The organism is Thermaurantimonas aggregans, assembly GCF_003851885.1.
In the GTDB taxonomy this organism is placed as follows: domain Bacteria; phylum Bacteroidota; class Bacteroidia; order Flavobacteriales; family Schleiferiaceae; genus Thermaurantimonas; species Thermaurantimonas aggregans.
On the sequence record NZ_BHZE01000043.1, the window covers coordinates 1 to 4,126 of the forward strand.

Sequence of the window (4,126 nt, forward strand, 5' to 3'; positions counted from 1 at the left end):
AAAAATCAATTTTTTGAAATATCACTACCAAAAACCTGCTTTAAGTCTAATTCATTTTTTGTAACATTAAATACCATTTAAAAACTGATAAAAAAAAGCTGCCCTCTTTTAGGACAGCTTCTTTTTTATTGATAAAAAATCAAACTTTACAATCTTTGGAATTTTGAGCGCAGTACCTGCGATCCATTTCCTATTTCAAGGATGTAAAGACCTGTTGGAAGCGAGCTCACATCCAGTGTCAATTTAGCATCAGCGGTTTCGCTGCCATTCATTAGGACCTGACCATTTACGTGAAGTACTTTCCACTGAATTTTGTTAAAGTCAGTGAGTGATTTAAGATCCACGTTTAATTGGTCTTTTGTGGGATTGGGATAAATCTTTATGACTTTACTTTCAACTTCATCGATGCCCACCATCGAAAGAGTCGCTTGGGTACTTTGAAGTACCTGTTTGGTAGTCATATCTTGTAGCCAGACGACTACGCGGAGGTTGTTGAAGTTTTCAACGGTATGATTGGTGGCATGATTAACGGGTTGAGTAGCGTTAGGCGGCAGTATGTATGTGCCGTTGAAGGTGTAAGACAGGTTAAACGTTTGAGTCGTGCCGGCATTTAAGTTGGTTACCACCTGCCCGGTAGAGGGAGTCATGAATTTTTTGAAGATGTCGTAAAATACCGTTTCTCCGTTAGTTTTTACGTTTTGAGTGGTTTGAGTTTCTTTGATAGCGGCAAATAGGCGAATGTTTCCAGTTAAGTTAGCAACCGGTGAGACGTTGATTTGTGCACTTATCGTTTGACCGTTGCGCGTACTTGTGGCATTGATGTTTACAAAAGAAGGCACAGCTCTGAATTGATCAATGATTGCTTGTGTGGCCTGACCGGCGTGCTGATTCCAGCCTCCGTCGATTTGCATGTTGGGCACGCTGTTTACTCCATAGAAGGTTCGGCGATCGCCCCCTTCGGGCGTGTAGTAAGGATCGCCTGTACCCGGCCAGCTCATTTGATATTTAATTACGGTGAAGTGGTCAGGTGGTTGCTGATCCATAAGGGCTTTAAAGGAAGCATTGGCCGGAGCACAAGGTGCACAAGTGGATGAAGAGAACACTTCCATCAGAGGTCTTCTTTGGGTAAGTGCTGGCACTACATTAATCACCTTGGTGATGGTGTCGTTAGCATTGTTTTGGTCGTTTTGATCATTAATGCCGCTCAACCACATTTTTACTGTGTAATTAGCTGCAGTACCAGGATTCCAAGTTGTCGGATGATTAAAGGTAGCGATGGTAAGAGGTTGAAAATTCAAATTTGTCAGTGTGGCAGATACAGCTGGGCCATTGTTGATGCTGTAGTTTACTGTGGCTTTTGTGATGGTAGCTGATCCTAGGTTACCAAAAGTTCCGCTAATGGTAAAAGGTGCTTGAGTGAGTGCTAAAATACCAGCTGTGGTAATTGTAGCGCCTGCTGCATCTCTTTGTGGTTGAGTGCCATAAATAAAGGTGTAATATTCGTTGTCGTCAGGTGCAGGGTTAGTTTGAGCTTTTGACGTCAAGTTGGGCGAAGTAGCCACCATTATGACTGTAGTGCTGTTGACTTGTAAACCGACTGAAAAAAGCGAGCTTGCACATGCATTGCGTTGATCAACTACGTGTATTCTGTTAGTAGTCTCCTCTAAAACTATACTCCAATAGGTAAAACAACTCGCTGAATTATTGCTGCTGTAAGAAGTAAAAAAGATCCAGTGCTGGCGATTTGGAGCTGTGCCAAAGGTCTTTGTTACAATTTTATCGTTTGCTTCCAGTGAGCTAATTCCAGTAATACACACTGAGTTGTTGGGCACGCCCGAGTTTGGCAGTGTGAGCCGTCCATATGGTGGAAGTGATGTGGCTGCTGTATCGAATGTCAAAATTCCCGATGTACTGACTTTGTAATGGGTCACTGGATTTCCGTTGAAAGAGAAGCTAAACGGGATGCTTCGTACAGAACTCCACTGTGGCCCAGAGACAGCATTGCCGTCATGAATTACGGTCCACCCTGTAGTTAACCCGCCCCCAACTGGATATTCTAGATCAGGATTTAAGTTACCTGGATTTCCTTTTTGGAGGCCAATGATGTAATAGTACTGGCCCTGAAGTGTATTGGCGATTGCAACCAAAATAGACAGTAAGTAGCTCTTTTTCATTTGGTTTATTTTTTTACAAACATACTTTGTATGTATTTACATTAAAAAATTTTTAACAACAAAAAAAGCCGGCTTATGCCGGCCTTTTTTTTAGCGAAAAATGTTTAAATATTACATGTACCCTAAAATCTTCATCATGCTCTTATAGCTCTGTTCTTTTGCAAAGAGCCTTGTTCGTATTTCTCCATCTTCATCCAGGTCAATTACTACATGTTTAGGAGCGGGTAATAGGCAGTGCTGAATGCCTCCATAACCTGCAAGGCTATCTTGGTATGCTCCTGTATGGAAGAAGCCAATGTACTGAGGGCGGTCTTCTTTGTATTTGGGTAAGTAAATGGCGTTAGAGTGCTGCTCTGAGTTATAGTAATCGTCACTATCACAAGTGAGGCCTCCCAAAAGCACTCGCTCATATTCTTCAAACCAGTTGTTAATAGCGAGCAAGATAAAGCGCTTGTTAATAGCCCATGAGTCAGGTAGGGTTGTCATAAAAGAGCCATCAATCATATTCCAGGCTTCGCGGTCATTTTGCTTTTTCTGACCTAGAATGGAGAAGAGAACTGCCCCACTTTCACCTACGGTAAAGGAACCAAATTCGGTGAAGATATGAGGTTCGCGGACTCCTGCTGAATTGCATGCTTGCTTGATTTGTGCGATGATCTCCTCTGCCATGTAGGCGTAGTCATAGTGGAAATTGAGCGAATTCTTGATTGGGAATCCACCGCCTATGTTGAGTGAGTCAAGGGTTTCACAGTGCTTTTTGAGTTCGATATACACATTTACACATTTCAGTAGCTCACTCCAATAGTAGGCATTGTCGTTAATTCCAGTATTGATAAAAAAGTGGAGCATCTTGAGCTCAAACTTGGGATTGTCTTTAATCTTTTCAAGGTAAAAAGGCACAATGTCTTTGTATCCAATTCCTAGCCGGCTGGTATAAAATTCGAATTTTGGCTCCTCTTCGGCAGCGATGCGTATGCCAATTTTACATGGCACCTCAAGTAGTGCATCGAGCTGATCCACTTCTTTCATATTGTCGAATACCGGTATGGTATTCTCAAAACCGTTGTTGATAAGCCGAGCAATGTTTTCGACATACACGTCCTTTTTATATCCATTACAAATGATGTAGATGTCTTTGTCAATCTTTCCTTCTTCGTAGAGGGCATCGATAATGTTTATGTCGAAAGCTGAGGATGTTTCGAGGTGAACATCGTTTTTCAATACTTCATCGAGCACAAAGGAGAAGTGGCTTGACTTAGTGCAATAGCAGAAGTTGTACTTTCCTTTATAATCCACCTTAGCCATAGCTACGTTGAAGAGCATTTTGGCCTTTTGAATCTGTTGTGATATTTTGGGTAGATAGCTTATTTTCAAAGGAGTTCCGTACTGCTTAATGATGTCCATCAAATTGATGTTGTGCCAAAGCAGTGTATCGTCTTCAAGTTTAAATTCTTCCTGAGGCCAATCAAAAGTTTGCTCAATTAAGTCGATATATTTGTTTTTCATCGCTCTTTGTTAAATGCCCTGCAAAGGTAAAAATACAGATTTTAGATTTGATATTAAATTTGAAAGTAAGTTAGTTAGATAAAACAAAAAAAATTGATCTAAGTGAGATGGATTTAATTTCTCAAGGCGTTTTAGCCTCTTAAAGTAGTAAGTTTATACTTTACTAAATTTTTTCCAATAAGCTAAACAGCTCTAAAACAAAAAATAAAAAACCTGGCGATCAATGCCAGGTTTTAAATCCACTTTAATTCAATCAAATCCGAATTATTCCACTGTAACAGACTTAGCCAGATTTCTCGGTTGATCTACATTACAACCCCCTGACTTCCGCATTTTAACACCCAAAATTGAAGATTGAAGCTACTTTTTTTTGCTCCTCTGTTAAAAGGATTACTTTGCTAATGGTTTCTTTCGTCTTGGGTGTAGTGATTTCGATTTGATAAATG

Annotated in this window: 2 protein-coding genes; both read right to left on the reverse strand. The window is 40.5% G+C overall.

Features of this window, described 5'->3' with window-relative positions; translation table 11 throughout:
* Nucleotides 1-146 precede the first annotated feature (146 nt).
* The gene (locus EIP89_RS11335) at nt 147-2,174 is read right to left on the reverse strand and encodes a T9SS type A sorting domain-containing protein (RefSeq protein WP_124398798.1); all 2,028 of its coding nucleotides are present in this window, start codon (nt 2,172-2,174) and stop codon (nt 147-149) included.
* A gap of 111 nt (nt 2,175-2,285) precedes the next feature.
* On the reverse strand, nt 2,286-3,680 hold the full coding sequence (locus tag EIP89_RS11340) for a type III PLP-dependent enzyme domain-containing protein (RefSeq protein ID WP_124398799.1): 1,395 nt from the start codon (nt 3,678-3,680) through the stop codon (nt 2,286-2,288).
* Nucleotides 3,681-4,126 lie beyond the last annotated feature (446 nt).

What these genes read in the sequence shown, in the direction of transcription:
- EIP89_RS11335 (WP_124398798.1), bottom strand. Translation starts at nt 2,174, where the DNA reads ATGAAAAAGAGCTACTTACTGTCTATTTTGGTTGCAATCGCCAATACA.
- EIP89_RS11340 (WP_124398799.1), bottom strand. Translation starts at nt 3,680, where the DNA reads ATGAAAAACAAATATATCGACTTAATTGAGCAAACTTTTGATTGGCCT.